Source organism: Actinokineospora auranticolor (assembly GCF_002934265.1).
GTDB lineage: Bacteria > Actinomycetota > Actinomycetes > Mycobacteriales > Pseudonocardiaceae > Actinokineospora > Actinokineospora auranticolor.
This window is the reverse complement of record NZ_PTIX01000003.1, coordinates 1-24,952: the sequence shown is the minus strand read 5'-3', so window position 1 is coordinate 24,952 and position 24,952 is coordinate 1. Positions and strand designations below refer to the sequence as shown.

Annotated in this window: 25 protein-coding genes; 6 read left to right on the top strand and 19 right to left on the bottom strand. The window is 72.9% G+C overall.

All coding sequences use genetic code 11. The annotated features are described in order from the left end of the window. Positions 1–31: 31 nt before the first annotated feature. The 11 genes from CLV40_RS06170 to CLV40_RS06120 all read right to left on the bottom strand — a co-directional run bounded on the left by CLV40_RS06170 (position 32) and on the right by CLV40_RS06120 (position 11,141). Positions 32–466 carry a hypothetical protein gene (locus tag CLV40_RS06170; protein ID WP_104477879.1) on the bottom strand — a complete coding sequence of 145 codons (435 nt, stop codon included), beginning with the start codon at positions 464–466 and terminating at the stop codon, positions 32–34. Continuing rightward, the gene (locus CLV40_RS06165; protein ID WP_104477878.1) at positions 463–945 is read right to left on the bottom strand and encodes a hypothetical protein; all 483 of its coding nucleotides are present in this window, start codon (positions 943–945) and stop codon (positions 463–465) included. The genes CLV40_RS06170 and CLV40_RS06165 overlap by 4 nt, the downstream gene beginning before the upstream one ends. 17 nt (positions 946–962) lie before the next feature. Further along, positions 963–1,937: a porphobilinogen synthase gene (gene hemB, locus CLV40_RS06160; RefSeq protein ID WP_104477877.1), complete on the bottom strand. Its 975-nt coding sequence runs from the start codon at positions 1,935–1,937 to the stop codon at positions 963–965. 70 nt (positions 1,938–2,007) lie between these two features. After that, on the bottom strand, positions 2,008–3,540 hold the full coding sequence (locus tag CLV40_RS06155) for a bifunctional uroporphyrinogen-III C-methyltransferase/uroporphyrinogen-III synthase (protein ID WP_104477876.1): 1,533 nt from the start codon (positions 3,538–3,540) through the stop codon (positions 2,008–2,010). A gap of 20 nt (positions 3,541–3,560) precedes the next feature. Beyond that, the gene (hemC, locus tag CLV40_RS06150; protein WP_104477875.1) at positions 3,561–4,517 is read right to left on the bottom strand and encodes a hydroxymethylbilane synthase; all 957 of its coding nucleotides are present in this window, start codon (positions 4,515–4,517) and stop codon (positions 3,561–3,563) included. Beyond that, a complete protein-coding gene (locus CLV40_RS06145; RefSeq protein WP_104477874.1) occupies positions 4,517–5,857 on the bottom strand; it encodes a glutamyl-tRNA reductase in 1,341 nt (446 codons plus the stop codon). The genes hemC and CLV40_RS06145 overlap by 1 nt, the downstream gene beginning before the upstream one ends. Next, entirely contained in the window at positions 5,854–6,666 is an 813-nt protein-coding gene (locus CLV40_RS06140; RefSeq protein ID WP_104477873.1) for a redox-sensing transcriptional repressor Rex, read from the bottom strand. The genes CLV40_RS06145 and CLV40_RS06140 overlap by 4 nt, the downstream gene beginning before the upstream one ends. 219 nt (positions 6,667–6,885) lie before the next feature. Then, positions 6,886–7,560, bottom strand: a complete 675-nt coding sequence (locus tag CLV40_RS06135) for a fasciclin domain-containing protein (RefSeq protein WP_374066611.1) — start codon at positions 7,558–7,560, stop codon at positions 6,886–6,888. 113 nt (positions 7,561–7,673) lie between these two features. After that, positions 7,674–9,242: a molybdopterin-dependent oxidoreductase gene (locus tag CLV40_RS06130; RefSeq protein ID WP_245931137.1), complete on the bottom strand. Its 1,569-nt coding sequence runs from the start codon at positions 9,240–9,242 to the stop codon at positions 7,674–7,676. Positions 9,243–9,306: 64 nt separating this feature from the next. Then, positions 9,307–9,540, bottom strand: a complete 234-nt coding sequence (locus tag CLV40_RS06125; protein ID WP_104477872.1) for a glutaredoxin family protein — start codon at positions 9,538–9,540, stop codon at positions 9,307–9,309. Next, positions 9,537–11,141, bottom strand: a complete 1,605-nt coding sequence (locus tag CLV40_RS06120; RefSeq protein ID WP_374065124.1) for an AMP-binding protein — start codon at positions 11,139–11,141, stop codon at positions 9,537–9,539. Before CLV40_RS06120 ends, CLV40_RS06125 begins: the two co-directional genes overlap by 4 nt. A 277-nt stretch (positions 11,142–11,418) precedes the next feature. On the opposite strand from CLV40_RS06120, the gene CLV40_RS06115 reads away from it, so the two are divergent. The 5 genes from CLV40_RS06115 to CLV40_RS06095 all read left to right on the top strand — a co-directional run bounded on the left by CLV40_RS06115 (position 11,419) and on the right by CLV40_RS06095 (position 16,372). Continuing rightward, positions 11,419–12,066 carry a sigma-70 family RNA polymerase sigma factor gene (locus CLV40_RS06115; protein WP_104477871.1) on the top strand — a complete coding sequence of 216 codons (648 nt, stop codon included), beginning with the start codon at positions 11,419–11,421 and terminating at the stop codon, positions 12,064–12,066. 100 nt (positions 12,067–12,166) lie between these two features. Then, entirely contained in the window at positions 12,167–13,564 is a 1,398-nt protein-coding gene (locus CLV40_RS06110) for a DUF5667 domain-containing protein (RefSeq protein WP_104477870.1), read from the top strand. A 162-nt stretch (positions 13,565–13,726) separates the two neighbouring features. Then, positions 13,727–14,527, top strand: a complete 801-nt coding sequence (locus CLV40_RS06105) for an HAD family hydrolase (RefSeq protein WP_374066613.1) — start codon at positions 13,727–13,729, stop codon at positions 14,525–14,527. Positions 14,528–14,561: 34 nt separating this feature from the next. Then, on the top strand, positions 14,562–15,128 hold the full coding sequence (locus CLV40_RS06100) for a TetR/AcrR family transcriptional regulator (protein ID WP_104477869.1): 567 nt from the start codon (positions 14,562–14,564) through the stop codon (positions 15,126–15,128). Beyond that, positions 15,125–16,372, top strand: coding sequence for a cytochrome P450 (locus CLV40_RS06095; RefSeq protein WP_104477868.1), 1,248 nt, complete (start codon positions 15,125–15,127; stop codon positions 16,370–16,372). Before CLV40_RS06100 ends, CLV40_RS06095 begins: the two co-directional genes overlap by 4 nt. Positions 16,373–16,375: 3 nt before the next feature. On the opposite strand, the gene CLV40_RS06090 is transcribed toward CLV40_RS06095, so the two are convergent. The 5 genes from CLV40_RS06090 to proC form a co-directional block, all read right to left on the bottom strand. Beyond that, the gene (locus tag CLV40_RS06090) at positions 16,376–17,320 is read right to left on the bottom strand and encodes a lysophospholipid acyltransferase family protein (RefSeq protein ID WP_104478284.1); all 945 of its coding nucleotides are present in this window, start codon (positions 17,318–17,320) and stop codon (positions 16,376–16,378) included. A 14-nt stretch (positions 17,321–17,334) separates the two neighbouring features. After that, the gene (locus CLV40_RS06085; RefSeq protein WP_104477867.1) at positions 17,335–18,369 is read right to left on the bottom strand and encodes an NAD-dependent epimerase/dehydratase family protein; all 1,035 of its coding nucleotides are present in this window, start codon (positions 18,367–18,369) and stop codon (positions 17,335–17,337) included. A gap of 189 nt (positions 18,370–18,558) precedes the next feature. Continuing rightward, positions 18,559–18,660: a 30S ribosomal protein bS22 gene (locus tag CLV40_RS06080; RefSeq protein ID WP_018684825.1), complete on the bottom strand. Its 102-nt coding sequence runs from the start codon at positions 18,658–18,660 to the stop codon at positions 18,559–18,561. 167 nt (positions 18,661–18,827) lie between these two features. Then, positions 18,828–19,046 (bottom strand): helix-turn-helix domain-containing protein, encoded by a 219-nt coding sequence (locus tag CLV40_RS06075; protein WP_104477866.1) that lies wholly within the window; start codon positions 19,044–19,046, stop codon positions 18,828–18,830. 119 nt (positions 19,047–19,165) lie between these two features. Continuing rightward, complete coding sequence (gene proC, locus CLV40_RS06070) at positions 19,166–19,996, bottom strand: pyrroline-5-carboxylate reductase (RefSeq protein WP_104477865.1); 831 nt, start codon at positions 19,994–19,996, stop codon at positions 19,166–19,168. Positions 19,997–20,119: 123 nt separating this feature from the next. Between proC and CLV40_RS06065 the strand changes: the two genes are divergently transcribed. Then, a complete protein-coding gene (locus CLV40_RS06065; RefSeq protein ID WP_104477864.1) occupies positions 20,120–22,225 on the top strand; it encodes a P-loop NTPase fold protein in 2,106 nt (701 codons plus the stop codon). Here the strand turns inward: CLV40_RS06065 and CLV40_RS06060 are convergent. The 3 genes from CLV40_RS06060 to CLV40_RS06050 all read right to left on the bottom strand — a co-directional run bounded on the left by CLV40_RS06060 (position 22,179) and on the right by CLV40_RS06050 (position 24,407). Then, positions 22,179–22,565 (bottom strand): hypothetical protein, encoded by a 387-nt coding sequence (locus CLV40_RS06060; protein WP_104477863.1) that lies wholly within the window; start codon positions 22,563–22,565, stop codon positions 22,179–22,181. The genes CLV40_RS06065 and CLV40_RS06060 overlap by 47 nt on opposite strands. Continuing rightward, positions 22,562–23,419 carry a thioesterase family protein gene (locus CLV40_RS06055; protein ID WP_104477862.1) on the bottom strand — a complete coding sequence of 286 codons (858 nt, stop codon included), beginning with the start codon at positions 23,417–23,419 and terminating at the stop codon, positions 22,562–22,564. Before CLV40_RS06055 ends, CLV40_RS06060 begins: the two co-directional genes overlap by 4 nt. Positions 23,420–23,480: 61 nt before the next feature. Continuing rightward, positions 23,481–24,407, bottom strand: a complete 927-nt coding sequence (locus CLV40_RS06050; RefSeq protein ID WP_104477861.1) for a proline dehydrogenase family protein — start codon at positions 24,405–24,407, stop codon at positions 23,481–23,483. Positions 24,408–24,952 lie beyond the last annotated feature (545 nt).

Genomic DNA, 24,952 nt, shown 5'->3' with positions numbered 1-24,952 from the left:
CGACGCAGTACCGGCACGCCGTTGTCGCAGTTCACACCTCGTGAACGAATCCCCCGAGGCGTTCGGCGAACTCCTCCGGCGCGCTCGCCCAGGCCAGCACCACCGTGCCGTCGTCCAACTCCAGCGGGATCTCGGTCGTCTTGCGCGGCACGGCCCACCCGCCGCCGAGCGGACGAGCGCCGACCGGGACACCCACGTCGGCGACCCGCGCGATCCGCCGGATCTCCAGCACCTCGCGGCCCTGCTGGAGGGTCACCGGGGTCAGCACCACCCGCCGGACCCGCCTGCGCGCGGCCACCCAGACCGCGGCCATGCCCGCGAACGCGTACCCGACCAGCCACCACGCGAACCAGTGCACCGGTCCGGTGAGGCTCTCCACGCCCGCGCCCGCCGCCCCGAAGACCGGCCCCCACAGCACCGGCCACCAGGTCGACCCCGGCTCGAAGTAGAGGACCGGTTGGGTCACCGCTCACCGTCGTGGGGGTAGAACGGCCGCGCCGACTTGAAGAACAGCAGACCCACGCCGACCACCGTGAGCAGCGCGCTGAACAGCCCGTACACGGTGACGCGGCCGATCGAGTACTCGAACAGCGTGGCGAACACGCCGACCACGAGCAGCAGCGTGCGCGCCTTGCGCACCCCGCGCCGCGCCTGCGTCGACAGCAGCACGAAGAACCCGAGGAAGGTGACCGTGCCGATGACCAGCCACCAGGACAGCGTGGTCGCGTTCGCCTGCACGTCGGACAACCGCAGCTCCGGCGCCCGCTCGACCCGCAACCGGGCCCAGTCCGCGCGCAGCGCGAGGAACAGCACCGCGCCGACGATCCCGGAGACCCCGGCGGCGACCAGGACCCAGAACGAGATCCGGACCACGCGCGGCGCGTCGGCGCGCGCCGCCACCTCGTCGGCGGTGGGCATGACCGGGGGTTCTTCCGGGACCGTCATGCCGGCGAAGATACCGGTCAGTCCCGCAGCCAGCCCGCGGCCTCCACGGCCCAGTAGCTGAGGATGACGTCCGCGCCCGCGCGGCGGATCGAGGTGAGCGACTCCAGCACCGCGCGCTTGCGGTCGATCCAGCCGTTGGCCGCCGCCGCCTCGACCATCGCGTACTCGCCGGAGACCTGGTACGCCGCGACCGGCACGTCCGAGACCTCCCGCACCGCGCGGATCACGTCCAGGTAGGCCAGGGCGGGCTTGACCATGACCATGTCCGCGCCCTCGTTCAGGTCGAGGTGCGCCTCCCGCAGCGCCTCGCGCACGTTGGCCGGGTCCTGCTGGTAGCCGGTCCGGTCGCCGTCGAGCTGCGACTCCACGGCGTCGCGGAAGGGGCCGAAGAACGCGGAGGCGTACTTGACCGAGTAGGCGAGGATGCCGGTGTCGATGTGCCCGGCCGCGTCCAGCGCCTCGCGGATCACGCCGACCTGGCCGTCCATCATGCCGCTCGGGCCGAGGTATTGGGCGCCCGCGTCGGCCTGGGCCAGCGCCATGTCGGCGTAGATGGCCAGCGTGGCGTCGTTGTCGACCACGCCGTGGTCGTCGAGCACGCCGCAGTGGCCGTGGTCGGTGAACTCGTCCAGGCACAGGTCCGACATCAGCACGGTGTCGTCGCCGAGTTCCGCGCGCAGGTCGCGCAGGGACGTGTTGAGCACGCCGTCCGGGTCGATGCCGCCGGAGCCGGTCGCGTCGCGCACCTGCGGCACGCCGAAGAGCATGATCCCGCCCACCCCGGCCGCGACCGCCTCGACGGCGGCCTTGCGCAGCGTGTCGCGGGTGTGCTGGACGACACCGGGCATGCTCGCGATCGGCAGGGGCTCGGTGGCGCCCTCCTTGACGAACATCGGCAGCAGCAGCTGCCGCGGGCGCACCTCGGTCTCGGAGACCAGGCGCCGCACCGCCGGGGTGCGGCGGAGCCTGCGCGGCCGGTGGTTGGGGAACATCTATGCGGTCCCTTCCAGGACGGAGAACGAGCGCGGGCGGCGTGCCGAGGCACACCGCCCGCGAGTAGCTCTAGCGCCGCGCGCGCTTGGTCTTGCGCGGCGGGGGTAGCGCCCCTTCCGCGCGGAGCCTGGCCGCGTGCTCGGCCAGGGCGTCGACCAGCGCGGGCACGGTCGCGTGTTCGGGCTGGACGTCGACCCGCAGGCCGAACTCGCGGGCCGTCTCGGCGGTCTTGGGGCCGATGCAGGCCACCAGGGTCCGCGCGTGCGGCTTGCCCGCGATGCCCACCAGGTTGCGCACGGTGGAGGACGAGGTGAAGCACACCGCGTCGAAGCCCCCGGTCTTGATCATCTCGCGGGTCTCGGCGGGCGGCGGCGCCGCGCGGACCGTGCGGTACGCGGTCACGTCGTCGATCTCCCAGCCGCGGTCGCGCAGACCGGCGGCCAGGGTCTCGGTGGCGATGTCCGCCCGCGGCAGCAGCACCCGCTCGACCGGGTCCAGTATGTCGTCGTAGGGCGGGAAATCGGCCAGCAGACCCTCGCTGGACTGCTCGCCGGAGGGCACCAGCTCGGGGTTGATGCCGAACGAGCGCACCTTCTCCGCGGTCGCCTCGCCGACGCAGGCGATCTTCACGCCGGAGAACGCGCGGGCGTCGAGGCCGAACTCGGCGAACTTCTCCCACACCGCGCGCACGGCGTTGGTGGAGGTGAAGATGACCCACTGGTAGCGGCCGTCGACCAGGCCCTTGACCGAGCGCTCCATCTGCGCCGGGCTGCGCGGCGGTTCGACCGAGATGGTCGGCACCTCGCTGGGGATGGCGCCGTGCAGGTGCAGGCGCTCGCTCATCTCCCCGGCCTGGTCCTTGGTGCGCGGGACGAGCACGCGCCACCCGTAGAGCGCGCGCGACTCCCACCACGACAGCTTGGACCGCGCCGCCACGGCCTGGCCCACGGTGACCACGAGGCTGCCCGACATCTCGCCCGCGTCGGCGGCGAGCGAGGCCAGGGTGGTCTCGATGGTGCGCTGGCTGGTGTTGGTGCCGTCGGCGGTCACCGCGACCGGGGTCTGCGCCGCGAGGCCGTGTTCGACCAGCGAGGACGCCGCCTCGGCCAGGTGGCTGGCACCGGCGTGCAGCACGATCGGGCCGGGCACCGCGGCCAGGCCCGCCCAGTCGATGTCGCCGCGGACGTCGACCTCGGTGTGCGTGGAGCCCAGCGCGATACCGGCGTAGGCCGGGACCGCGGTGGCCGCGGAGACCCCGGGCACCACGTCGAAGACCGCGCTGGTGCGGGCCACGGCCTGGGCCTCGGCCACCACCGCGGAGTGGGTCAGCGGGTCGCCCGCGACCAGGCGGACCACGACGCGTCCGGCCTTGGCCTCGGCGACGAGGTCCTTGGCCACGTCGGCCGGTTCGCCGACGGCCGGGCGCACCTCGGCGCCCGGGCGCGCCAGCGCCAGGACTCCGGAGGGGACGTCGGGGTCGGTCACCACGAGCTCCGCGCGGTCGAGCAGTTCCTTGGCGCGGACGGTGAGCAGTCCCGCGTCACCGGGGCCGGAGCCCACGAAGGCGACGCGTCCGGGGGACTTTCGTGCACGGGTGGTCATGTCAGGCCACTTCCCATCAACTACGCCTCGGGACCGGAGAGCACCCCGGCCCCGAGTTCCAGCAGCTCGGCGGCCAGCGCGCGGCCGAGCTGCTCTCCAGCGGTCAGGTCACCGGTGGCCGATGCGCGCATGAGGTCGACGGCCCCGGTGGGGTCGCCTGCCTCGTACGCCGCGGCTACCCCGCGCAGCGACAGGCGGTAGACCACCCGGTCGTCGGCGTCGAGGTCCTCCACGACATCGGCCAGTGCGCCAACCGGCGCGCTGCAGCCCGCTTCGAGCGCGGCCAGCATGGCCCGCTCGGCGGCCACCGCGGCACGGGTGGCTTCGTCGTCCACAGTGGACTGGAGAAGGTGCTCTACGTCGACGTCGTCGACGCGGCACTCGACCGCCAGGGCACCCTGCGCCGGCGCGGGCAGCATCTGGATCGGGTCGAGGGTCTCGGTGATCTCGGCGAGTCTGCCGAGTCGGGACAGTCCCGCGCGGGCCAGCACCACGGCGTCCAACTCGCCGTTGGTGACCATGGCGATGCGGGTGTCCACATTGCCCCGGATGGCCACGATCTCGTGGCCGAACCCGAGTGCGCGCAACTGCGCGGCCCGCCGCGGCGAGCCGGTGCCGATGCGCGCGCCGGGCGGCAGCTCACCGAGGGTGAGCCCGTCCCGGGCGATCAGCGCGTCGCGCGGGTCCTCGCGCGGCGGCACGGCGGCCAGCGACAACCGCGGGTCGGGCGCGGTGGGCAGGTCCTTGTAGGAGTGCACGGCCACGTCGACCGTGCCGTCGGCGAGCGCGTCGCGCAGCGCCGAGGTGAACACGCCGACCCCGATCTCGGCGATGGGCGCCGAGGAGCGGTCGCCGGGGGTGGACACCGTGACCACCTCCACCCGGACGCCCGCGCGGGTCAGCGCGTCGGCGATCGTGCCGCTCTGCGTCAGGGCCAGGGCCGAGCCCCGGGTCCCGATCCGGATGATCCGGTCCATCAGCTACCACCGTCCACAACGGACTTGACTGGGGGGTGCCCCACCGGGTCGGCGGGGGTGGACACCGACGCGGGCTTGTGCGGGTCGAGCTGGAACAGCTCGCGCAGCGCCTCGGCGTACCCGGTGCCCTGCGGTCCGGAGGCGAGTTCCTTCACCCGGACCGTCGGGGTGTGCAGGAGCTTGTCGACCACCCGGCGGACCGTGCGCGCCAGTTCCGCGCGCACGGGGGCGTCGAGGTCGGGCAGCCGACCGTCCAGCCGCAGCAACTCGGCGTCGACCACCTCGGCCGCGCGCCTGCGCAGCGCGGTGACCGTCGGGGTGACCTCGGCCGAGCGCTGCGCGGCGAGGTAGCCGCGCACCTCCTCGGCCACGATCTCGCCCGCGCGGCGGGTGTCGGTCCCGCTCGGCGCGTCGGTGAGCCTGCGCTGGAGGCTGGCCAGGTCGACCACCCGCACGCCGTCGACGTCGCCGACACCGTCGGCCACGTCGCGGGGCAGGCCCAGGTCGCAGATGACCAGCGGCCGGTCCGCGCGCGGGGGCACGGCGTCGGCGGTGATGACCGCGCCGACCGCGCCGGTGCACGAGACCACGACGTCCGCGTCGGCGATGCGCGCGCGCAGCTCGCCCAGGCCGGTGGCGGTGGCCGGTACGCCCTGCTCGCGCAGGGACACGGCGAGCCGTTCGCCGTTGGCCGGGGTGCGGTTGGCGATGACGACCTCGCCGATGCCCGCGCGGCGCAGCGCGGCGGCGGAGAGCCCGCCCATGGAGCCCGCGCCGACGATCAGCGCGCGGCGCCCGGCGAGCCCGCCGAGTTCGGCCTCGGCGTCGGCCAGCGCCTCGGACACCACCGAGCCGCCGACCTGGTCGAGGCCGGTGTCGGTGTGCACCCGCTTGCCGATCCGCAGCGCCTGCTGGACCAGCTCGTGCAGGGTGCTGCCCACGGTGCCCGCCGCGCGGGCGGCGCCATAGGCCAGCCGGACCTGCCCGAGGATCTGCGACTCGCCGACGACCATCGAGTCCAGCCCGGCGGCCACCGAGAACAGGTGCTGCACCGCGGCAGCGGCGTAGTGCACGTACAGGTGGTCGTAGAGCAGCGCGGTGTCGGCGCCGGAGTGCCGCGAGAGCACGCCCGCGATGTCGGCGAGCCCGGCGTGGAAGGCCTCGACGACGGCGTAGACCTCGACCCGGTTGCAGGTCGAGACCAGCACCGCCTCGGCCACGTTCGGGCAGGCCAGCAGCTCGCCGAGCACCTTCGGCACGTCCGCCGCGGCGACCGTGACGCGCTCCAGCAGGCGCACGTCGGCGCTGCGGTGGGACATGCCCACGGCGATGACGCTCACGAGACCACCACCCCGTTCACGCGGGGCCGGGCGCCGTTGACCGCGGCCGCTGCCGCCTCGGCGGCGGAGTCCGCGCGGCGGGCCACGTGGAAGGACAGGACCTGCAGCTCCACCGCGAGGTCGACCTTGCGGACCTCGACGTGGTCGGGCACCTGGAGCACGACCGGGGCGAAGTTGAGGATGCACTGCACACCGGCGGAGACCAGGCGGTCGCAGACGGCCTGGGCCGCGGGCGGCGGTGTGGCGATCACGCCGATGGAGACTTCGCGCTCGGCGCACACGCGCGGGATGTCGTCGATGTGCTCGACCGGCAGGCCACCGACCGGCACCCCGACGAGGTCGGGATCAACGTCGAAAAGAGCAGTCACGGGAAACCCTCGTCCTGGGAACCCCCCATAGTTGGCCAGGGCGTGTCCCAGGTTACCGATCCCGACGACGGCTACGCTGTGCTTTCTGGTAAGACCGAGGATCCGCTCGATCTCCTCGATCAGGACGGCCACCTCGTAGCCGACCCCCCGGGTGCCGTAGGACCCGATGTAGGAGAGGTCTTTGCGCAGCTTGGCGGAGTTGACGCCCGCCGCGACGGCGAGTTCCTCGCTGGAGACCGAGCCCGTGCCCTGCTCCTGCAGGCCGGACAGCACGCGCAGGTAGACGGCGAGGCGGGCGACGGCGGCCTCGGGGATGGCGCGGGCCCGCTCGCGGGCGGCGGGGACCTCGGTGACCCGGGGGATCGGGGTGGTGATCTCCGCGGCGGTGGGGGCGGGCGGGGGGACGCCGACCCCGTTCCGCTGGCCTCGCTGTGCCGCCACGCGCTGCTCCTCAGAGGGAATTCGTCACCGGGTCTCCTTAACGGTACCGCTTGTGAACGTGTGCACAAAGTCGGTGGCCAGGGCCCTGAACCGGCCCGCGGAGGTGACTCCGGTCTCGCTCCGGCGGCCCTCCGGTCAGCGGTTACGCGACACCCGGGAACGGCGGCGGGCGGCCGGGCACTGGTGCCCGGCCGCCCGCTCCGCATACCCCGCCCGTGACTACGACTGGGGCGTGAGGACGGTGTCGATGACGAAGACCGTGGCGTTCTTGGTCGGGATGTTCCCGCAGAGCACCTTGGCGCCGCCGATGGTGATGTTGTTGCCGGTGCCCTCGATCTTGAGCTCGCCGCCGGTGGCGTTGAGCGGCTGCACCGAGCCCGCGGCGATGAGGCCGTCGCGGTCGTAGCGCTTGGGCACCACGTGGTACTGCAGGATCGGGCCGAGCTTGGCCGGGTCCTGGGCCAGCTCGCCGAACTTGACGTCGCCGAGCGCGTCGAAGGCCGAGTCGGCCGGGGCGAACACGGTCAGGTTGTCGGTGGTGTTCAGCGTGTCGACCAGGCCGGGGATCGCCTTGACCGCCGCGACCAGCTTGGTCAGCAGCGGGTTGGTGCTCGCGGCGGTGGCGACCGGCTGCGGCCCCATCGACATGAGGCTGCCCGCGTCGGAACCCTGCGGCAGGTCCTTGCAGTTGGGGCCGAAGACGTCGGTCGCGGTGGTGACGCCGGTGTTCGCCTCACCGGCGGCGGACATCCCGCTGTCGGTCGTGGTGGTCGTGGTGGTGCTCGCGGCCGGGCTGCTGGTGTCGTTGCTACTGCAGGCGGTCATGGTCAGGGCGGTGGCGGCCGCCATCGCGATCGCGACGGTTTTGCGCGCGCTCTTGCTCACCAGGATCAGCTCCGTTTCTCGGGTGGACTTCCGACATGATTCGATGCCGGCTGCGGGAACGGTTTGCCACCTGAGCAAGGAAAATGTGCCCTTTCGAGTGATAGTTCCGGCCGCGGAAGCGCTTACTCCACAGTGAACAGCGCGGAGTGCCAGCCGGTGGCGCCGTCCGGAATGGGTGGCACCCGGACATCCGTTTGGGTGTGACCGTCACGGTCCGTCGCGCGCACTTCCGCGCGGTGGCTTCCCGCCTGGAGCGTGAACGCGGTCTTCCACTGCCGCCAGGTCTGCTTGTTCACCTCGGTCGCCAATTCGGCGTCCTGCCACGGACCGCCGTCCACCCGGACCTCGACGCGGTCGATTCCGACGTGCTGCGCCCACGCGATCCCGGCGATGACCACCTCACCGGCGGGCACCTTGGCGAATCCGCCGGGGACATCGATCCGGGACTGGGTTTTGATCGGCGCCTTGTCCGCCCAGCCGCGTTCCTGCCAGTAGAACTCCTTGCTGCCGAATGTGGTCACTTCCAGGTCGGTGACCCATTTGGTGGCGGAGACGTAACCGTAGAGACCGGGGACGACCAGCCGCGCGGGGAAACCGTGCTCGACCGGCAGCGGTTCGCCGTTCATGCCGATGGCCAGCAGTGCCCCGCGCTCGGGGTCCAGGATCGCCTCCAGCGGGGTGCCGGTGGTCCAGCCGTCGACGCTGGTCGAGTAGAGCTGGTCGGCCTTCGGGTCGGGGTTGGCGGCCATGACCAGGTCGCGCAGGGGCACGCCGGTGAAGTTGGCGGTGGAGATGTACGGGCCGCCGACCTCGTTGGACACGCAGGTCATGGTGATGGTCCGCTCGACCAGCGGGCGGTTGCGGATGTCCGCGTAGCTGAACGACAGCTCGCGGCCGACCATGCCGTGCAGGCGCAGGGTCCAGGTCTCGGCGCGCACCCGGGGCACCACGATCGCGGTGTCGACCCGGTAGAACTGGCTGTTCTCGGTCAGGAAGCCCGGGGTGCCGAGCGCGGAGAAGTCGGCGCTCGCCGGGATCGCGGGCGCGGGCGTGGCGGGGCGCAGCGGGCCGACGGAGGCGCGGGAGCCCTCCACGTCCACGCGCCCCGCGAGGAACTGGCCGAGCCCGCCGGTGATCGCGACGCCCGCGACCACGCCGGAGGAGGTGCGCAGGAACTCCCGCCGCCCGGCGCCCGCGTCCGATCCGTCCGAAGTGGACAGCCGGTGCGCGGCGGCGCGGTGCAGCCAGGCGAAGACCAGCACACCCGCCACCAGCGAGGCCAGCGGGGCGAGCACGGCGACGGTGTCGAGGTCGGGTCGGTTCGCGACCGCGGCGATGCCGAGGACGCCGAACACGGCCGCGACGGCCTGGCCGGGGCGCGGCGACGCGCGGGAGAGCAGCCCCGCCGCGATGGCGACGAGCAGCAGGGTGAGCGCCATACCGCCGAGCAGCACCTGCTTGTCGTGGCTGCCGAAGGTGCGGACGGCGAAGTCCTTGAGCCAGGACGGTGTCAGGTCGATGGCGCTGTTGCCGACCGCGAGGAACGGCGAGGCGTTGGGGCCCACCACACCGGCGACCAGGTGACCGGCGGCCAGGGCGGCGGCGACGGCCAGCACCCCGATCAGCGCGGCGACGCGGCGGTCCAGCCTGGTGGGCGCGGGGGTGGTGTCGGGTTCCGCGAGGGTGTCCACACCGTCCGTTCGTAGCGGAAGCGGCCGTGGAGTGCCCCGGGAATGCGGGGGACCCCGATCGGGGTCAGCCCAGCGCGGCGCGCAGGCGGTCTTCCTCGACCCGCCAGTAGCCGTGCTCCGCGCCGTCGACCAGGATCACCGGGACCCGGTCGCCGTACTCCGCGCGCAGCTCCGGGTCGGCGTCGACGTCCTCGGTGCCCCACGCCAGCCCGAGGTCGCCGCAGATCCGCGCCACGTCGGCCTCGGCCACCTCGCAGGCGTGGCAGCCCTGCCTGGTCACAACGGTCACCCTGGTCACGTCGTGACGCTACCGCGCAGCCCCGCGCGCCGGAGCTTGCCGGTGACCGTGTGCGGCAGGGCCGCGGCGAACTCCACCACGCCCGGCACCTTGAACCGGGCCAGGTGCGCCGCGCAGTGCGCCAGCAGCGCCTGCTCGGTCAGCTCGGCGCCCTCGCGCGCCACGACGACGACCTTGACCCGCTCGCCGGTGCGCTCGTCCGGCACGCCGACCGCGGCGACCTCGGCCACCCCGGGCAGTTCCGCGACCACCTGCTCGACCTCGCGCGGGTAGACGTTGAAGCCGTTGACGATGATCAGGTCGTGGGCGCGGTCGACCAGCCGGAGGTCGCCGTCGGCGTCGAAGTAGCCGACGTCGCCGGTGCGGAACCAGCCGTCGGCGTCGGGGCCGCCGCGGCCGTCGGGCCAGTAGCCGCTGAACAGGTTGGCCCCGCGCGCGGCGACCAGGCCGGTCTCGGAGTCGTCGGTGAACTCCCCGACCACCGACTCGTCCGACCCGTCGGGGTCGTCGGGGTCGTCCGCGGTGGCCACCGGACGACCGTCGGCGTCGACCAGGCGCAGCTCGACGCCGGGGATGGCCCGGCCGACGGCGCCGGGCTTGGCCACACCGCCGACCAGGGTGGAGGTGAGCACCGGGCCGGTCTCGGTGAGGCCGTAGCCCTCGTGGATGGCCAGGCCGGTCGCCGCGCGGACCGCCGCCAGCGTGCGCGGGTCCAGCGGGGCGGCGCCGGAGGTGAGCAGCCGGGCGGTGGCCAGGGCCGCGCCGAGCCGGTCGCGGCCCGCGGTGACCAGCGCCTGGTACATCGCGGGGACGCCGATCACGGTGGTGAGCCGGTGGTCGCGGCAGGCGTCGAGCGCGCGGTCGACGCCGAAGCGCGGCAGCAGCACGCCGGTCGCGCCCGCGGCGGCGACCTGCCACAGCGCGGAGAGCCCGTAGGCGTGGGAGAGCGGGACCGCGAGCAGCACCCGGTCGGTAGCGGTGACCGGGGCAGGTCGCAGCGCGGCGCACTGCGCGGCGTTGGCCAGCAGCGCCCGGTGCGACAGCAGCACGCCGCGCGGGGACCCCGAGGTGCCCGAGGTGTAGCAGATCAGCGCCGTGTCCTCGCCGCCGCCGACCGCGGGGACCCGGGGCACCCCGTCATCGTCGGAATCGACCCCCAGGTCCGGATCCGGCAACGAGATGATCTTCTTAGGGGGATTCGCGGTAACTCTGGATAGCCCGAGAGCGAAACACACACCACTGTGGTCAAGTACCCGTTCGACCTCCTGCGGCGCGGCGTCGGTCCCGACCGGCACGGTGATCGCACCCGCCCGCAGCACGGCGAACAACGCGACACAAGACTGGAGGCTGTTGGACAGCACCACCGCGACCCGGTCTCCCCGCGCCACCCCCAGCCCGGTCAGCACGCCCGCGTAGCGGTCCACCGCGGCGGCCACGCGCCGCCAGGTGAGCGAACCCGAACCGGCGGCGTCGACCAGGCCGGGACGGGCAGGCGCGGTCTCGCTCGCGCCGACCACCAGATCGGCGAGGTTGCCGCCGGGCACCGCGGGCGCGGCACCCCGGTCGACTGCCCCGGCACCGGCCGAACCCGCCATCGCCATGACCTCCCCAATCGACGCACCCCGGCCACGGATAGCCCTGGAGCACGCACTTGTCCGGTTTCCGCAACGAACCCGCCACGGCGCGCAACCGCGACACACCCGCGCGCGTCCAGGCCAGCAGTGTGGCATGGATCACCGATCACACGGTTAACTGACCACTTCGCTTCGATCCTGGACCACCGGCCGTTACCTACCTAAAAGTAACCACACGTAAGCTGCTGAGGAATTGCACGGCGGTGGGGCGACCGCCGGCAACGAGGGAGTGTGCGGCTGCCCGATGACCCGCCAGACGCGATCCGACGCTGCGCGACAGGGCGCTGCAGGCACCCGTTCCGCAGGTGACGGGGCCACGCCGGGGGGCGAGGAACCGGACGCCGCCCACAGCGAGTCGTGGGGACTGGTGCGCGCCGCCCAGGAAGGCGACACGGTCGCCTTCGGCAAGCTCTACGACCGCTACGTCGACATCGTGTTCCGGTACGTGCTCTTCCGCGTCGGCGACCGGGAACTGGCCGAGGACGTCACCAGCGAAACATTTTTACGTGCCTTACGCCGCATTACGTCAGTCACTTACCAAGGCCGTGACGTTGGCGCGTGGTTCGTCACAATCGCGCGCAACCTCGTGCTCGACCACGTGAAGTCGTCGAGATTCCGACTCGAGGTCACCACCGGGGAAATCCGCGACTCGGAACGGGTCGAAGCCGGTCCGGAACAGCAGGTCATGACCAAGGCGACCCGGGAAGCGCTGCTCGGCTGCGTCGACCAACTCGGAGACGACCAGCGGGAATGCATCGTGCTGCGGTTCCTGCAGGGGTTGTCCGTCGCGGAAACGGCGGCGATCATGAACCGGAACGAGGGCGCGGTGAAGGCACTGCAACACCGGGCCGTGCGCAGGCTGGCGCAACTTCTGCCCACCGAGCTGCGTTGACCCGATGGGGTGCATCGATATGTGCCACGCGGTCGGGCCGTAACCCGGGGACAGGTGGAGTCGTTTCATCCACAGCGAGACCCACAGGAGTCGGAGCGGGATGGTGGACAGCGGATCGGGGTCGTCCGGACCCCACGGCGAACGCGCGGAGAGACCCCGCGCGGGCCGGTCGCACCCCGGACTGCTCGACGAGGCCGGGGACATGGACGCGCTCGACGACCTGGGGCCCGATTTCACCGAAGACGACCGCGCGATCCTCGAACTCCTCGCGGGCCTGGGCTCCTGCACCGCCCCCGACGACGGCTCCCGCGACCGCATGCGCGCCAAGGTGCTGGCCGGACTGGCCGCGGAACCCGCGCTGGACACCGCGGCGGCGGAAACCGCGCCGGGACTCGAATCCCCGCTGACCCGCCCCGCGCCCGCACCCCGCCCGCGGCCCGCCCGCGCACAAGCCGACTCGCAGCCCACCGCGCAACCGACCCGCCCGCCCCGGAACGCGGGCCGCGCGCCGCGCGGCAGGCGCGGCGGTTCGGCCGAATCCACGCGGCCTGGGGCCGCGCGCGCGGGTTCGGGTGTGCGCAGCCGGTTCGCGGTGGCGGCCACGGCCGCGCTGGCGCTGGTGTTCGCGCTGGCGGGCACGAGCCTGCTGCTGGCCCGCGACGCGCTGCCCGGTGACGCCCTCTACGGCATCAAGCGCACCGGCGAGGCCGCCTCGCTCGGGTTGACCTTCGGCGCCGAGGACAAGGCGTTCAAGCACCTGGAGTTCGCCGCCGCGCGGGTCAGCGAGATCGAGACCCTGGCGCTGCGCAGCACCGACCCGCGGTCCGCGCCGTCCGAGGGCTACCTGGCCGCGCTGGGCGACTTCGACAGCGACGCCACCGCCGGTGCGCGCGCCCTCACCGGCATCGCGACGGCGGGCGACGGCGCCCAGCTCGAGCCGCTGCGCGCCTGGGCCGACCAGCAGGGCGCCCGGCTGGCCGCGCTGCGCCCCCGGCTGCCCGGGGCCGCCGACAACCGGCTGACCGCCTCGCTGGCGCTGCTCGACCGGATCGAGGACCGGGCGGGCAAGCTGATCACCCGGCTGCCCTGCTACCAGGTCGTCTCCGGCGACCTCGACGAGATCGGCGCGATGCCCGCCACCGCGACCTGCGACGTGCGCCCCGACGCGCCCCGCATCGCGCCCCCGACCACCGGCTCGGACGCGGGCGGGCGACCGGCACCGGGTCAGCCGACGACCACGGCGCCCACCGAGGCACCGCCGACCACCGGCACGCCGCCACCCGACGTGCGCAGCACCCGGCCCGCGACCCCGCCGGTGACCTCGACCTCGCCACCACCCCTGATCCAACTCCCCCCGATCCTCGGCGGGCCCACCACGACGGCTCCCGGCACCGGCACCAAGGCCCCTGGGCTGACGGTGCCGTTGCCGCTTCCGCTGCCCACCATCTCGGTGCCGCCGCTGGTGCCCGGTCTGGTCGGCTCGATCGAGATCGGTTGAGGTCCCGGCGCGACCGGCCGGGGGATCGCTACGCTGGTGGCCTGACGGGGAAGACCAGCGGGGAGGCGTGAGGTGTCCGTGCGGCGAGGGGGCAAGAACCCCGAACTCGAACGCCTCGCGGCGCTCGCGGGCGAGGCGAGTGCCGAGGCGGCTTCCGTCGCGATGGAACGGTCCAGCGCGCCGGTACCGGTCGACCTGACCGCGGCGGCGTTCTTCGACGTGGACAACACCATCATGATGGGCGCGTCGATCTTCCACTTCGCCAGGGGCTTGGCCGCGCGCAAGTTCTTCTCCAACTCCGACCTGGTGAAGTTCGCGCTGCAGCAGGTGATGTTCCGGGTCGGTGGCAAGGAGACCGCCGAGGGCATCCGCAGCAGCCGGGAACAGGCGCTGTCCTTTGTGGCCGGTCACACGGTGGCCGAGCTGACCGCGCTGGGCGAGGAGATCTACGACGAGCTGATGGCCGACAAGATCTGGCCCGGCACCCGCGCGCTGGCGCAGATGCACCTGGACGCGGGCCAGCGGGTGTGGCTGGTCACCGCCACCCCGGTGGAGCTCGCCACGATCATCGCCCGCCGCCTCGGGCTCACCGGCGCGCTCGGGACGGTCGCGGAGAGCACCGACGGGGTGTTCACCGGCAGGCTCGTCGGCGAGATGCTGCACGGCCCGGCCAAGGCGCACGCGGTGCGCTCGCTGGCCGCCCGCGAGGGGTTGGACCTGCGCCGCTGCACCGCGTACTCCGACTCGTCCAACGACGTGCCGATGCTGTCGGTGGCGGGCACCGCGGTCGCGGTCAACCCGGACAGCGGCCTGCGGGAGGTCGCCCGCAAGCGCGGCTGGGAGATCCGCGACTTCCGCACCGGCCGCAAGGCCGCCAAGATCGGCGTCCCGTCGGTCCTCGGTGCCGGGGCGGTCGCGGGCGCGGTGGCTGCGGGACTGGCCTACCGCAAGCGCGTGATCTGATCCACTAGCCGAACTTTCCTGTACGGTCGTGAACATGAGTGTTCGCAACCGTACGGTCGCGCTCGCCACGCGACCGCTGCTGGACATCGCGGCCGAGGTCCTGGTCCGGGACGCTGCGGCCGCCCTGGCACAGGTCGCCGCGGCGGCGGGCATCGGCCGGACCACGCTGCACAAGCGCTACCCGACCCGCCAGCACCTGCTGGTCGCCGTCGCCGAGGACTCGCTGGACATCATCGAGGGCGCCATCGCCGACGCCGTCCCGGATGGCCGCGACCCGGCGGCGGCGCTGCGGGCGCTGGTGGACGCGCTGGTGCCGCTGGGGCCGCGGCTGGAGTTCCTGCTGCGCCAGCCGTCGTTGGACGCCGAACCGGAGCTGATGGCCCGCTGGGCGCGCGTCGACGAGCCGCTGACCGACCTCATGACCCGCGCCGCAGCGGCCGGGCTGCTGCGCGCCGGGGTCGCGCCGTGGTGGGCGGTGTCCTCGCTCTACGCCGTCGCCTACACGGCCTGGGAGGGCGTGGCGGAGGGCAGGCTGGCACCGCTGGACGCTCCCGCACTGGCCCACGACACCCTGCTCGGCGGGATCGGGGCACGGGGATGAGAGCCGAACTGAAGTTGGGCACGCGACTGGCGGTCGAGCGCGCGGGCCTCCGGGTTCTGGCGTGGCGCGGGGACCTGCTGGCCCGCGTGGTGTCCGCGCCGTGGCGCGACGAGCGGTACGGGGTCTACGCCGCGATCCGCGCGAGTGGCGGTGTGCACCGCAGCCGCGTCGGCATGACCGCCATCGCGACACACGAGTTGTGTTCGAAAGTCTTGCGCGACAGGACATTCGGCGTCCGCACCGCCGACGGCAGCCAACCGCCGCCGTTCGCCGCGTCGCCGCTCCCGGGGGAGATCGAGACGGCGCCGTCCTTCCTCGAACTCGACCCGCCGGAGCACACCCGGCTGCGCGCCCTGGCCCGCCCGGCGTTCAGCCCGTCCAAGATCAGCGGCTACCGCGCGGGCGTCGTCCGGGCGACCGAGCGGCTGCTGGCGCGGGCCTTGGCCAAGGGCGACTTCGACCTCATGGCCGACTTCGCCGCGCCGCTGCCGATCACGGTGATCAGCGAGCTGCTGGGGATCCCCGACGTCGACGCCGACACCTTCGCCCGGTACGGCCGGGTGCTCGGCGCGTCGCTGGACGGGATCAAGTCGGTCGACCACGCCCGCGCGCTGCGCACGGCCAACCGGGAACTGCGCGCGCTGTTCACCCGGCTGATCGCGCTGCGCCGGTCCGAACCCGGCGACGACGTCATCAGCGCCCTGGTCGCCGCGGGGTCGGTGACCGAGCTGGACCTGGCGACCACGTGCGAGCTGCTGCTGGTGGCCGGGTTCGAGACGACCACCAACCTGATCGGCAACGCGGTGTGGTCCTTCGCCCGCCACCCCGACCAGTGGGACCGGCTGCGCGGCGACCACGCCCTGGCCGGGCAGGCCATCGAGGAAGTGCTGCGCTACGAGTCACCGGTCCAGATGACCGCCCGGTTCCCGCACGAGGACGTCGAGCTCGCCGGGGTGCGGATCCCGCAGGACACGCTGACGGTCGTGCTGGTCGGCGCGGCGGGGCGGGACCCGGCGGTCTTCGAGCGGCCGGACGAGTTCGACATCGGCCGGGTCGCGGGTGACCACCTCGCGTTCTCCAGCGGGATCCACTACTGCCTCGGCGCGCCGCTGGCCCGGCTGGAGGGCGAGGTCGCGCTGACCGCGCTGGCCGAGGCGCTCCCCCGGCTGCGCACGACGAGCACACCCCGCTGGCGCCCCACCTCGGTGATCCGGGGGCTGAGCACGCTGCCGCTGTCCGCTTGACCCTCAGTCGAAGAACGGGTTGGTGCGCTGGTCGAGCAGCTTGTAGAGGGTCTGTTGGATGGTTTCCCGCACCTGGTCGGTCAGCGTGAAGACCAGCATCGGGTCGTCCTCGGCCCGCGGCTCGTAGGTGTCGGTGGGGATCGGCTCGCCGAAGTGGATGTGCCACTTGGACGGCAGCGGGATCGCGCCGAGCGGGCCCAGCAGCGGGAAGAAGGGGGTCACCGGGAAGTACGGCAGCCCGAGCAGCCGGGCCAGCGGCTTGAGGTCGGCGATCTTCGGGTAGATCTCCTCCGCGCCGACGATCGAGCACGGGACGATCGGCGCGCCGGTGCGCAGCGCGGCGGAGACGAACCCACCCCGGCCGAAGCGCTGGAGCTTGTAGCGCGCGGAGAACGGCTTGCCGATGCCCTTGAAGCCCTCCGGCCACACCCCGACCAACTCCCCCGACCGCAGCAGGTGCTCGGCGTCGGGGTTGCAGGCCAGCGTCTGCCCGGACTTGCGCGCCAGCGCGCCCAGCAGCGGGACCTGGAACACCAGGTCCGCGCCGAGCATCCGCAGGTAGCGGTCGCGGTTGTCGCGCACGGCCACGGCGGTCATCAGCGCGTCGAGGGGCAGGGTGCCCGAGTGGTTGGACACGACCAACGCGCCGCCCTCGGCCGGGATGTTCTCCGCGCCGGTCACCCGCACCCGGAACCACCGGCGGTAGAGGGCGCGGAGCGGGGGCAGCAGCAGCGCCTCGGTCAGCTCGGGGTCGAAGCCGAACCGGTCGACCTGGTACTCGCCGGTGAGCCTGCGGCGGGCGAACTCGAACGCTTGGCGCAACCCGGTGGGCGGGGTGGGCGCCGGGTCCTTGCGCAGTGGCGTCGGCGCCACGGGAGGGCCGTCCGGCGCCTCCGCGGCCGGACTCCGGCGAGACCGGTCCAAGGGGATCACGCGGGCTTCCCGCATTCCGTCCACCACCTTCACCGAGTACCCACGAGCCCGCGTTCGAGCCCCCCGATCAGGCCCGGGCTGATCACCGGGCGTAAGCCGCTGCCGTGCACGTAGTCGTCGAAGGCCTGACGGGTCGTCCACCTCGGGGTGAACCCGAACTCCGCGCGCAACCTCGTCGTGTCCAGCACGCGGCCGTGGTTGAGGTAGCGCAGGTGGTCCTCGGAGAAGTCGACCAGGCGGGCACCGCGCAGGAAGCGGCCCGCGGTCGGGATGGCCGCGCGCGGCACGGGGAACGCCAGCCTGCCCGCCCGGCGAATGGCCTGGGACAGCATCAGCACGCCGTCCGCGCCCGCGTTGAACACCCCCGGCGCGGTGCGCGTGGCGGCGCGCTCCAGGACCGCCAGGGCGTCGGCGGAGTGCAGCAGCTGGATGCGGGCGTCGTAGCCCAGGACCGTGGGCACCACGGGCAGGGCGAAGTAGCGGGTGAGGACCGTGTCGACGTCCGGGCCGATCAGGTTGGCCAGCCGGAGCACGGTCACGGCCACGTCCGGGCGCCTGCGGGCGAAGCCGCGGACGTAGTCCTCGACCTCGACGGCGTCCTTGGCGTAGCCGTTCGCGGCGATCCCGTGCGGCGGGGTGTCCTCGGTCAGCACGGCGGGGTGGCGTGCCCCGGCGCCGTAGACGGCGGCCGTCGACTTCACCACCAGCGCGCGCACCGACGGCGCCCGCTGGCAGGCCGCCAGCAGCTGCATGGCGCCCAGCACGTTGAGCTCCTTGACCGCCGAGCGCCGGGTCGGCCCCGGCGGGTTCGCGGTCAGCGCGGCGTGCACCACCGTGTCGACCTCGGCCTCGGTGATGACCTTGGCGATCAGCGGGTTGCGGATGTCGGCGCGGACGAACTCGACCCGCGCCAACTCGCGCACCGCCTCCCGGACCCCGGGGTGCGGCGGCACGGTGTCCACGCCGAGCACGCGGTGCACGGCCGGGTTGGCCGCCAACCGGGCGGCCAAGTGCCCGCCGAGGTAGCCGCCGACTCCGGTGACCAGCACTACTCGCGGCGTCATGGGGACACTCGTGGCGTCATGGGGACCCCTGGGGGTAGGCGCTGGGGCCACCGACGGTACCCGTGGTCCACCCCGGCGCGGACCTGGGCAACACGGAGTTGACCCAGGTCGCACGGGTTGTCACGCCCGCGAAACGCCACGGCGCCCACACCCGGTGTTCGGGATGTGGACGCCGCAAGACGCGAACCGCTACTTCTTGAGCTTGCGGCGCTGGACGCGAGTCTTGCGCAGCAGCTTGCGGTGCTTCTTCTTCGACATGCGCTTGCGACGCTTCTTGATGACCGAGCCCATAGGTGTCCTTCGTCTTCAGTCGTTCCGGTGTCCCGGCGCTCCGGTGCGGCGGGGAACCCCCGGTCGCGTCGCAGTCACGACAGACCGGTTATGGGCGTACGCCAAGACACCAGGCACAACGGCTGTCCAGAGTACCTGGCCCTCATCCAGCGCCTGACGGCGGGCGCTCAGCCCGCGTCGAAGTAGGCGTTCTGCAGATAGTCGTGCACGGCCTTCTCGGGCACGCGGAACGACTTGCCCACCCGCACGGCGGGCAACTCGCCGTTGTGCACCAGCCGGTAAACCGTCATCTTCGAGACCCGCATGAGGGCCGCCACCTCGGCCACCGTCAGGAATTGCACCTGCGGGAGGCCGGGCGGATCGGATTCGCGCCTGCTCGCTGGCATGATCCACCGCGTCCTTAACCACGCGTCGCGCCGTCGGCTTCCCCACCGGCGGATTGACACGCACGTGTACCGATCGAGAGTAGCGGGACACGTGTGACTAGTGCGACGTCACTTTCGGATCAATCTGCCTCGTGCACCCGGCCGAGCTCGCGCGAGCGGTCCCGCGCGGCCTCGATCGCGGCCAGCAGCGCGGCCCGCACCCCGTGGTTCTCCAGCTCCCGGATGGCCATGATGGTGGTGCCCGCGGGCGAGGTCACGGCCTCGCGCAGGATCACCGGGTGCTCACCGGTCTCGGCCAGCATGGTGGCCGCGCCCACGGCCGACTGGATGATCAGCTTCTCGGCCACGGCGCGCGGCAGGCCGAGCAGGATGCCCGCGTCGATCATGGCCTCGACCAGGAAGAAGAAGTACGCGGGGCCGGAGCCCGACAGCGCGGTGACCGCGTCCTGCTGCGACTCGGGCACCCGCACGACCTTGCCGACGACCGCCAGCAGCTCCTCGACGGTGGCCAGGTGCGCGCCGGAGGCGTGCTTGCCCGGGGAGATCGCGCTCATGGCCTCGCCGACCAGCATCGGCGTGTTCGGCATGACCCGCACGACCGGCGTGCCGGCGGGCAGCCTGCGCTCGAACAGCGCAGTCGGCAGACCCGCGCACAACGACACGATCAGGGTATCCCCGCGCACCGCCGGGGCCAGCTCGTCGAGCAGCGGCTCGATGTCCTGCGGCTTGACCGCCACCACCAGCACGTCGGCTTTCTTGGCCGCGGCAGGCACGCCGGCGGAAGCGATCCCGTAGGTCTCGGTGAGCTGGGCCGACCGGCTCGCCGAGCGCTCGGTGAACAGCAGCTCGTCGGCCTGCCTGCCGCCGTGCAGCAGCCCCGACAGCAGCGCCTCGCCGATCTTGCCCGCGCCGAGGACCGCGATCACCGGCCGCGCGTTCGCCTGAGTCATGGCGATCAGGCTAGCCGGCGTTCCCAGTTTTCCCGCCGAACGGGTCGCTTAACGCCGGGTGGGCGGGAAACGATCTCGGTGGTCGTAGGTTGGCGTGGGTACCAGCGAGGACACGGAGCGTGCATGACCGCGGACACGAGTCTCATCGCCGCCCTCCGAGCGGGTGACCGCGGCCGGACGGCGGACCTGCTGAACGCGGCCTTCGACGCCGCGGTCGAGCGGACCCTGCGCTCGCCGGACATCGCCGCGGGCCTGGTGGAGGCGGACCTGCCCGAGCAGGTGCTGCGCGCCGCCGCCGAGCAGGAGCGGCTGGCCATCACCCAGGCCGCGCAGCTGCGCTGCGCGCAGTTCGTCCAGGGCATCGCGAGCCTGCGCCGCCGCCCGTCGACCCGCTGGCTGGACCGCGTGCTGACCGCCCCGGAGCCGCTGATCGACACGGAGGTCGCCACCGACCTGGACACCCGGGTCACCCAACTGCTGCGGCGGCGGCTCAACGACCGCCTCCAGCCCGCGCGCCGCACCCTCCTCGCCCTGCCCTCGGACGCCGCGCCCGGCCTGCGCGACGACCGGGCGTCCAGCCTGACCGTCACGGGGGCTGTCGTGCGCTTCCAGGAGGCCGCGCGGCGGCTCCGGGACGGCGCGATCGGGCTGGCCGGACCGCGCGGGGTGGGCAAGACGACGCTGATCGAGAACTTCGCCGGGCAGGGCAGCCCGAGCCACCCGCCGCTGAAGGTGTCCGTGTCGGCGCCGGTGCAGTACGACGCGCGCGAGTTCGTGCTGCACCTGTTCGCCAGGGTGTGCCAGGAGGCGATCAACCGCGAGCCCCCGGCCGACCGGCTCCGGCGCGCGTACTGGCCCGGGAAGCGGCACGCGCTGGCCCGGGACGGGGTGCTCACGCTGGTGCTGGCCGGGCTCACGTACCTCGCGACCGTGCCCCTGGCCGGGTGGCCGGGTGTGCTGACAGCGGGCCTGTACACGCGCGTGCGCTCGTTCGACTGGGCCGTGGTGCCCGCGGCCGCGCTGGCGACGGTGACCGCGATCGCGCTGCTGGCGCTCGTGGTCGAGTCCACGACCGCGGCACTGCGGGGCCTCGCCGCGGCGGTGCGCTGGCTGCTCGGCTACCCGCGGGCCCGCGCCGGGTTCACCGCGCTGGCGCGGGCGCAGCTGGTGCAGATCCGGTACCTGCAGACCCACACGACCGGGTGGTCGGGGAAGCTGGCGATCGGCGGGTCGGACGCGTCGATCACCCGCAGCCGCCAGCTCGCCGAGAAGCCGCTGACCTACCCGGAGATCACCGACGCCTTCCACCGGTTCACCGCCCAGTACGGCTGGTCCGAGCCGGGCAACCGGGTGCTGATCACCATCGACGAACTGGACAAGATCGCCTCGGCGGAGGCGGCGGAGCGGTTCCTCAACGAGATCAAGGGCCTGTTCTCCGCGCCGAACACCCAGTTCGTGGTGTCGGTGTCCGACGACGCGCTGGCCGCCTTCGAGCGCCGCGGCCTCGGCGTCCGCGACGCGTTCGACAGCGCCTTCCAGGAGATCGTCCGCGTGGACCCGCTGTCCCCGGCCGACACCGTGCGGCTGCTCGACAGCTGGGTGGTCGGCCTCCCCGAGCCGTTCGCGCGCCTGGCCCACTGCCTCGGCGGCGGCCTGCCCCGCGAGGTCCGCCGGGTGACCCGCGCGATGGTGGAACTGGCCGCGGGCCGGACGGACCCGCCGACGCTGGACCAGGTGTGCCGGGAGCTGGTGGCGGAGGACCTCGACCGCCAGGCCCACGCGGTCCAGACCACCATGAGCCGCTTCGCACCCACCGCCGGGACAACGGAATTCCTGCGCAAGGTCCGCGCCCTGCGCGCCGAACCGGAGCAGCTGCTGGAGGTCGTGCGCGGCGAACTACCGTCCAGCATGGACACCGACGACCTGGGCCGCCTCCGCTGGCAGACGGCCCTGCGCCTGTACCACTACGCGACGCTGATGGAGGTCTTCACCGCCGAACAGGACACCCGCGCGCGAGCGGAGGAGGCGTTGGTCGCGGCCTTCGACCCGCTGGCGTCGGCCAAGCAGGCGCTCGCCGCGCACCCGGGCCTGGCCGCCGTGCAGATCGACGAGGTCCGCGCGTCGTGGGGCCTGACCACCTTGGACGACCTGCACGAGCGGACCGCGCGCGACGACCAGCGGGCTACGGTCGACCGCCTGCGGGCGCTGGGCACTCAGCCCCGGCAATGAGGTGCACCAGGGTGTCGTAGGCGGGGTCCACCTTGTCCGGCGCCGTGCTGCACACCTCGATCTCGGGATCGTCGAAGGAAAGCGCGACCGCCCACACCCCACCGACCGCCACCGCCAACGCCGCCGCGATCACCAGCAGCCGCTTCCTGGCCCGGGTCCGGTCGACCGGCCCACCGGACCCGCGCGTGAGCCAGTCGTCATCGGATTCACCCGCCGGGCCCGGCTCGTCGCCGCGGTCGGCGGGCCCGCCCCGGCTCGCCGAGCCGTTCCCCTTGTCCGCCAAGCCGCTCGGGTCGACCTCGGACTCGCCCCGGTCGGCCGGGTCGGTGGGCTCGGTCATCCGATGGCCGAGAGGGCCAACTGGCGGGCCTGGCAGACCAGCCTGCCGGTGGCGTCGACGACCGTGGCGTCGGAGTCGAACCAGACGCCGTGCACCGCTTTGGACTCCACCTGGATGCGCAGCCAGCCCGGGGACGGGCGGGACCGCAGGTGCGCGGTCAGCTGGACCGTCGGGGACCACCCGAGCCTGCCGAGGTTGAACGTCACGGGCATCGAGATGTCCCCGGCCACCAACGCGAACAGCGGGTCGGCGTGCTCGCCGCGCGGCCGCGCCCACAGCCGCAACCGCAGCGGGTCGCCGATGTGGCCGTGCAGGAACCCCGCGCCGTTGGGGTCGAGGCGGACGTCGCAGACCTCGCTCAGCTTGAACACCGACGCCGACGGCACGGCCGCCAGGTCGATGGCGTTGCCGGGCGGCTCGGCGGGTTGGTTGGGCAGGTCCGCCCAGGCCGCCCGCTCCCGCGGCAGGCGGCCGGTGGTGACCACGCCCTCGACGCAGCTGTGCCCGCTCTGCTCGAGGTGCACGGCCACCACCGTCGTCCGACGACCCGATTTGCGCACGTCGGTGCGCAGCAGCACCGGCCCCACCCCCGGTGGCCGCAGGAACTGCGCGCTCACCGACAGCGGGTCGACCAGCGGCGCGCCCGCCCCGCTGTGCGTGGCCACCGCCGCCTTGGCCAGCAACGCCATCAGGAATCCCCCGTGCGGGCGACCGCCGACCGTCCAGGAGGCCGGGAGGTCGGCGGTGAACGTCCCGTCGCCCAGCGGCCGAACCCGCACGGCGGCGGCGAACGCGCCGCCCGTGGGCGCCTGCCCGCCCGCCCGGACGTCGCCGTGCCCAGCAGCACTACTCATGGGCGTTAGCCTGCCACGCCCGGGTGAGCGATTTTGCGCTGTGCCACAGATCGGGGCCAGGTCAACTGCGAGTCAACAGTGCCCGGAGGAAGAAGGTGGTGTTCGCCGGGCGCTCGGCCATCCTGCGCATCAGGTAGCCGTACCACTCCTCGCCGTAGGGGACGTACACCCGTACGGTGTGCCCTTGCTGGGCCAACCGGAGTTGTTCCTCGGGTCGGATCCCGTAAAGCATTTGGTGCTCGAAACTCCCGGGCTTGCGCCCGTGCGCCTCCGCGCGCTCCGCGATGATCCGCACCAACCGAGGGTCGTGGGTCGCGAACATGGGATACCCGTCACCGGCAAGTAGTGCGTTGGCACAACGCACGTAGCTCTTGTCCACCTCGGTCATCTCCGGGTAGGCCACCGACTCGGGTTCCTTGTAGGCCCCCTTGCACAGCCGCACCCGCGACCCCTCGGCCGCGAGCCGCTCGGCGTCGTCCAGGGTGCGGTGCAGGTACGACTGGATCACCGCCCCCACCCAAGGCCACGTCTTGCGCAACTCCCCGAGGATCCGCAACGTCGAGTCGGTGGTGGTGTGGTCCTCCATGTCGAGGGTCACCGTCGTCCCCGCCGCCTCCGCCGCCCGACAAATCCGCCGCGCGTTCTCGAGGGCCAGGTCCTCGTCGAGCATCTGCCCGACCGCGGAGAGCTTGACGCTCACCTCGGCCCGGTCGGCCAGGCCCTCGGCGTGCAGCCGGTCGAGGAGTTCGAGGTAGGACTGGACGGTGTGCTCGGCTTGGGCCGAGTCGGTGGTGTCCTCACCGAGGTAGTCCAGCGTGACGGTGAGCCCATCCTCGACCAGCCGCCGGGTCACGGCGACTGCGTCGGAAGTGGTCTCCCCCGCCACGAAGCGGCGAACGACGTCCCGGCTTACGGGAGCCGTCGCCACCACACGACGGATGCTGCCGTTCCGAGCGGCAGCCAGAATCAACGAACGCAACGGGTTCACGTCCGGAACTTTACGGCCCTTGTCATGCCGAACCATCAGCCATCCGGTCGTCCCATCTTTACGCTGCCCTGGGTAATCGCCCACCCCCGATAACCCAAACCCGAACACTTCTCGCACCCATTCGGTCACGCACAGTCCCGCCCACCCTCCCCAAGTCGCGCCCATCGACACCCATGTCCATCCACACCCCACTGACGTCGCTCCACCCCGAACCGTCCTCACTCACCCCGGCCCAACACGACCCAACCCACCTCGTCCGCCCCAACCCGACTCGTCCCAACCCAACCCAGCCAGCCAGCCCGTCCAACCTCGCCCAGCCCAGCCCAGCCCAGCAAGATCAAATCCACGCCGAACCCGTTTGTCCACATGCACCGCACTTATCCACAGGCCAACCCCGACCCATTCCTACCGCCCGCCCCAGCGCGTAGAATTAAATATAGGGGTTCTTGAGGGACTGTTTCAAAATCGGTGTTTCCGGCCCGACACGCCGGGCCGAAGGTCCGGCGGGATGGGCACTGTGAGTGATGACATCCGATGTTGTGAGT

Coding starts and splice junctions, on each gene's coding strand:
- CLV40_RS06165 (WP_104477878.1), bottom strand. CDS start 945: ATGACGGTCCCGGAAGAACCCCCGGTCATGCCCACCGCCGACGAGGTG.
- hemB (WP_104477877.1), bottom strand. CDS start 1,937: ATGTTCCCCAACCACCGGCCGCGCAGGCTCCGCCGCACCCCGGCGGTG.
- CLV40_RS06155 (WP_104477876.1), bottom strand. CDS start 3,540: ATGACCACCCGTGCACGAAAGTCCCCCGGACGCGTCGCCTTCGTGGGC.
- hemC (WP_104477875.1), bottom strand. CDS start 4,517: ATGGACCGGATCATCCGGATCGGGACCCGGGGCTCGGCCCTGGCCCTG.
- CLV40_RS06120 (WP_374065124.1), bottom strand. CDS start 11,141: ATGGCGATGGCGGGTTCGGCCGGTGCCGGGGCAGTCGACCGGGGTGCC.
- CLV40_RS06115 (WP_104477871.1), top strand. CDS start 11,419: ATGACCCGCCAGACGCGATCCGACGCTGCGCGACAGGGCGCTGCAGGC.
- CLV40_RS06110 (WP_104477870.1), top strand. CDS start 12,167: ATGGTGGACAGCGGATCGGGGTCGTCCGGACCCCACGGCGAACGCGCG.
- CLV40_RS06105 (WP_374066613.1), top strand. CDS start 13,727: ATGGAACGGTCCAGCGCGCCGGTACCGGTCGACCTGACCGCGGCGGCG.
- CLV40_RS06100 (WP_104477869.1), top strand. CDS start 14,562: ATGAGTGTTCGCAACCGTACGGTCGCGCTCGCCACGCGACCGCTGCTG.
- CLV40_RS06095 (WP_104477868.1), top strand. CDS start 15,125: ATGAGAGCCGAACTGAAGTTGGGCACGCGACTGGCGGTCGAGCGCGCG.
- CLV40_RS06090 (WP_104478284.1), bottom strand. CDS start 17,320: ATGCGGGAAGCCCGCGTGATCCCCTTGGACCGGTCTCGCCGGAGTCCG.
- CLV40_RS06085 (WP_104477867.1), bottom strand. CDS start 18,369: ATGACGCCGCGAGTAGTGCTGGTCACCGGAGTCGGCGGCTACCTCGGC.
- CLV40_RS06080 (WP_018684825.1), bottom strand. CDS start 18,660: ATGGGCTCGGTCATCAAGAAGCGTCGCAAGCGCATGTCGAAGAAGAAG.
- CLV40_RS06075 (WP_104477866.1), bottom strand. CDS start 19,046: ATGCCAGCGAGCAGGCGCGAATCCGATCCGCCCGGCCTCCCGCAGGTG.
- proC (WP_104477865.1), bottom strand. CDS start 19,996: ATGACTCAGGCGAACGCGCGGCCGGTGATCGCGGTCCTCGGCGCGGGC.
- CLV40_RS06065 (WP_104477864.1), top strand. CDS start 20,120: ATGACCGCGGACACGAGTCTCATCGCCGCCCTCCGAGCGGGTGACCGC.
- CLV40_RS06060 (WP_104477863.1), bottom strand. CDS start 22,565: ATGACCGAGCCCACCGACCCGGCCGACCGGGGCGAGTCCGAGGTCGAC.
- CLV40_RS06055 (WP_104477862.1), bottom strand. CDS start 23,419: ATGAGTAGTGCTGCTGGGCACGGCGACGTCCGGGCGGGCGGGCAGGCG.